This window comes from Holospora undulata HU1, assembly GCF_000388175.3.
GTDB lineage: Bacteria > Pseudomonadota > Alphaproteobacteria > Holosporales > Holosporaceae > Holospora > Holospora undulata_A.
The window spans coordinates 1-2234 of the sequence record NZ_ARPM03000009.1; the positions used below are offsets into that span (position 1 = coordinate 1).

The 2234-nt window shown below is 31.2% G+C and carries 1 protein-coding gene and 1 pseudogene; both read left to right on the plus strand.

Features of this window, described 5'->3' with window-relative positions; genetic code table 11:
* The coding region (locus K737_RS09700; RefSeq protein WP_035574529.1) for a hypothetical protein at positions 1-1897 on the plus strand (1897 nt) is incomplete at its 5' end.
* Positions 1898-2019: 122 nt separating this feature from the next.
* Positions 2020-2234, plus strand: a pseudogene (locus tag K737_RS10720) (transposase family protein); the annotation flags it as partial.

The following is a 2234-nucleotide window of genomic DNA, read 5'->3' on the forward strand; positions in this document are numbered from 1 at the left end:
CAAGTACGAAAATTTACAGTGTGTCGTAGCAAATCGTTTAACGGGAATTGAAATAAATAATCAAAATCTTTGTCTTTACATAAATAATGAAAAAATTAATTTAGATAAGTCAAATGAAGCGTATTCTTTTGTTAAAAGAGCAATACAGCTTTTGCCTAAAGAGAAAAAACTAAGTTTATTAGAGCACGATGTATTAAAAATCTCCGAAATAAGAACATTGGAGCAGTATTTAGGGCTCATCGGTCTTTCTTACAAAGAGATTTCTGAAAATCTGCAAACCATTATAAAAAATAAGGGGGATCAAAATTCAGAGCTCTTTAAAAAATTTGAAGATTTAAAAAAAGATAGAGGTTCTAAAGAAAGAAAAGAAGCGCTAGCATTTTTTGAAAAGGCTTCTAATACGGTTGAACAATCACAATCTTTATTATTCTGCTTAAGAAATTTTTCCCCTGAAGATTACCCTCAGAATGTAGAAGATTTAAAAATCTCTAAATTTAAAACCATCATAGATGCTTTAAAGGAGCAGCAAAAGATTCGGTTAATGCAAATTGAAAAAGCAAATAGAAATTTAAATACGTTTTTTAATGATATGCTTCAAAAAGAAAAATCGCTTCAAAGAGAAGGCAGTCAACCAGAAAAATTGATTCAAGGGAAGCGGACTAAAAATAAAAATTTTATTCCTTACATTGAAAAGTGTATTAAGAAAACATTTGATTTTCCTGATTCATGGGTTATTCCAACCCATCATGCTTATATCAATATGATCATTAACTCGATAATTTACGATCAGAGCGATAAAGACAAGGAATGTAATGAATTGCAAAATCTTGTAATCAAAATTAACGACGAAAAAAATAAAGTATTAGATATTGTCGTACAAGAGCAAAATCCAGAAAACGAAACAGTGTATGACGCCTTGATTAAACAAGTAGAAAAAGGCCACGAAGACTACGGCCCTTTACATGAAGCACTAGAAAAATTTATGATATCTTATAAGAATTTAAACGATCCAGGAAATCGCAGTGAGGCTGTTACTGGACTTTTTGATCTATCCCAAAGAATTTTTAATTTTTTAAAGGCAGACACGGAAGGAAAAGATAAAACAAGTGATGAATTTTTTAAATATTTAGAAAATCGTATAGAAAATCCTGAAAAAAATATTAAGTACAATCCTGAAAAGTGTAAACTGGGGGAAAAGTTATTTATTTCAAGATTAGGAAAAGAAAACTACGAGATTTTGTTAGGAGAATTCAATTATGCTGAAAAGATAAAGTTAGCAGAACGCAATCTTCCACGACAAAATGCCAGACAATTTGTTGTAAAAAATTTATCAGAAATTCTTAAGGGAATATCAGAAGAAAACGATCACAAAAACAATCAAAGTGCAACCGATAGAATTCAGTATTTCAAAATTGCTTCATTTGATGCAATGAAAAAATATTTGAAAAATTTCTCAGAAGAATACGCTAAAGTTCAAGACTTAAGTAAAGCGAAAGAATGTTTGGATGAGTTAACGGAAGTTTTCATGGATATTTATGATGGAAAATCAGTAGCAAAACCAAAATATATTGATCCTTCGCACTACTCAATTTTAAAAAGAAAGCTAAAAAATGTGTTTTTAGAAAATGAAAAGGAATATATAGAAAAAGAGATGAAAAACGACCTTATTGCGTTTGGTCCTTACGCAAGGCTAGTTCATTTATTAGAAGGCGCAGTTGATGAAGGGGCGAGAGGCGAAAAACGATGCGCTATTGGACTTATATCGGATACAATCAAAACGCTATCAGAGATTTATGGATGTGCGCTTGATGAAAACAATTACTCTGCCAAAACATTCAAATTAGCAGGATGTGCACGCCCAGAAAATCATGAAGATGCTGTGATGGCTAAAAACTAATACCATGGGGATGCATTATTTCTCTTAAAGACTATTAAAGCATATATACAATGGGAAGGATGCTATCTTATCCTTCCTTTTTTATACATAAAACCTCTTTGGAAATTGTATGTCTAATATATATTAAATACGAACAGATCAAAGAATTAAGGGGGGAAAAATTTCGGAGCTTAAACAGAGTCAAGAAAGCTACATTCTATAAAATGCTAAATATTAAATAAGAAGAAATAAAGAAGAACGCTCGTGGTGGTAGAAAAAGCAAGCTAAGTATAGAAGACAGACTGCTTATGACACTGGAATATGTCAGAGAATATCGGACATATTTTCATGTTAGTCA